Origin of the sequence: Paenibacillus alginolyticus DSM 5050 = NBRC 15375, assembly GCF_000422905.1 — a bacterium.
GTDB classification, from domain to species: domain Bacteria; phylum Bacillota; class Bacilli; order Paenibacillales; family NBRC-103111; genus Paenibacillus_E; species Paenibacillus_E alginolyticus.
The window spans coordinates 1-499 of record NZ_KE383956.1 but is presented as its reverse complement, the minus strand read 5'-3'; the positions used below and the strand labels follow the sequence as shown (position 1 = coordinate 499).

The 499-nt window shown below is 45.3% G+C and carries 1 protein-coding gene; it reads left to right on the top strand.

Annotation, left to right across the window (positions count from 1 at the left end; all coding sequences use genetic code 11):
- Positions 1-261 precede the first annotated feature (261 nt).
- The coding region (locus G519_RS0141105) for a transposase (protein ID WP_064743518.1) at positions 262-499 on the top strand (238 nt) is incomplete at its 3' end.

The following is a 499-nucleotide window of genomic DNA, read 5'->3' as shown; positions in this document are numbered from 1 at the left end:
TCCTCGAGCCGAAGCTCGTTGACAGTGTCTGAGAGGTCGGAAATCGACTTCTCAGCTGAACGTCCGTACTGCATAAGCGCGGAAAACGCGCTTAATCGCACAGCCGCGAGCTTATAAGCGCGAAAATGGACTTAGAATAAAAAGTGGACACCTCTTAGATTCAGACAGATAATAAATCTAATAAATCGAAGAGGTGCCGGCGCCATGAGTATGAAGAGACAACATTACAATGAGACGTTTAAACGTGAGGCGGTAAAGTATGTGCAGGAACAAGCAAAGTCCCTGGAGCAGATCGCTGACGATCTGAATGTTAATCCGGCTACGCTGCGAAACTGGGTGGGAAAATATCGAGAGTTTGAATACGAACCTGTTAATCAGGGGGAGACTTTTCGCCAACAATCCCACCTCCTTGATGAACAAAAGCGCGAAATTGATGAACTGAAAGAAGAAATAGCCATCCTAAAAAAGGCCATGCACATCTTCAGCAAAGAAAAGAATT